General features: G+C 21.5%; 2 protein-coding genes. One reads left to right on the top strand and one right to left on the bottom strand.

All coding sequences use genetic code 11. The features are described from left to right. Positions 1 to 362: 362 nt before the first annotated feature. Positions 363 to 593 (top strand): hypothetical protein, encoded by a 231-nt coding sequence (locus GBZ86_RS15770; protein ID WP_152892234.1) that lies wholly within the window; start codon positions 363 to 365, stop codon positions 591 to 593. Positions 594 to 652: 59 nt separating this feature from the next. On the opposite strand, the gene GBZ86_RS15765 is transcribed toward GBZ86_RS15770, so the two are convergent. Continuing rightward, entirely contained in the window at positions 653 to 1,462 is an 810-nt protein-coding gene (locus GBZ86_RS15765) for a cation diffusion facilitator family transporter (protein ID WP_152892232.1), read from the bottom strand. Between the last annotated feature and the right edge of the window lie 118 nt (positions 1,463 to 1,580).

The raw sequence follows: 1,580 nt of genomic DNA, 5'->3' as shown, positions 1-1,580 counted from the left end.
TTAAAATCTTCTCATAGAAGGTCTTTTTGTTGTACCTAAAAATAATCTTTGATAGTTTTTAAAAATAATATTTTCAAAATAATATCTAACCTATTTTTTCATATTAAACTTTACACTATCTTTATTTTTATTATTAACTTTCAAAAAATATGTAAAATTGAACATATATGTTTAAATAATACCATATTTTGTGTAAAATAAAATATTTTTTACGTATTTTATTATTTCCAACTATTTTTGTAGTTTATTGGCATATTTTAAGTAAAATTAATTAATTTTTTTCTTCATTTTTCGCCATTTGATTTATATATTATATGGTAAAATTATGTTAAATAATGTATTTTAAAGGAGTGGGGATTAAAATGAACTTTAAAGGTATATTTTTTTCATCAATAATGTTATGGTTTATATTTATACTATTATCTATTATGTTTTTAAATTTATTTTTAGTTTTTATAGGTATACCGATATCAATATTAACTTCTATTTTAATATATAAAAAACAAATTATTTCATTTAATAAACTAAATAAAATTCTTTATTTTTTAGTTCCTACTATAGCTTGGTTTACTGGAATGTCTTTGTATAGATAATATTTAAATATACTAAAAAATCTTTCTTGCTAAATTGTACAAGAAAGATTTTTCATAATCTATATAGCCCATTTTCTATCTCCAGTAAAAGATATATTTAACCATTTTTTATATTTTATATGATTCATTTCTTTAAATAATTTTTCTCTTAAATAATCCATTTCATCTAAATTATTTAATTGAGTCTTATCATTATAAATAAAATCTATTTCTATTCTTAAAGCTCTTCCAATCTTTGAAACTCTTGTTATTGATTCTTCAAAATTATATTCTTTTTCTATCTCTTTAACTAATGTATTTATGTCCTCATTAATTATATCATCAGCCTTTAAAGATAATATTTCTTTAAAACTATCTCTAAAGGTTTTTATTGGTACTCTTAAGAAAATTATTGAAGATATTATAACCATTAATGGATCTATATATTTATTTATATATGCTAAAGAAGTATTAGCTAAAATTGTAGCCAATATAAATCCAATTAATACTCCAGCACTTAATATTGTATCCATTAACCATTGATTGCTTTCTGCTTGTATTAATTCAGAAGAAAGTCTTTTCCCATTATTTTTCATATAATTATAAATAAAAGCACAACCAAAAGTAGATATAACGGCATATATAAGTGCTACACCATACTCTACAGTATTTCCACCTGAAATAACATTTTCTACTGCTCCTATTAAAGAATATATACACATAATTGCTATAACTAATGATTTAAATGCTACAACCACTGGTTCTAATATATGTTTACCAAAAGGAAATTTTCCTTCGCTATCTTTTTTATTCATATAACTACTAATATATAAAGAAATAGCAGATAAAATTAAACTTACAAAAGAATACATTCCATCAAAGAAAATCATTTCAGAATCTACCGCTCATCCCCATGCAATTCCTAAAAGTGCAAAAAATAATGCTCCTAATACAGATATTTTTAATATTTTATTTTCCGTTCTCATAATTTCACCTCTTATATTTTCC

The organism is Clostridium tarantellae (assembly GCF_009295725.1).
GTDB classification, from domain to species: domain Bacteria; phylum Bacillota; class Clostridia; order Clostridiales; family Clostridiaceae; genus Sarcina; species Sarcina tarantellae.
Note: the sequence above shows the minus strand (reverse complement) of the source record. Positions and strands in the feature narration are given on the sequence as shown.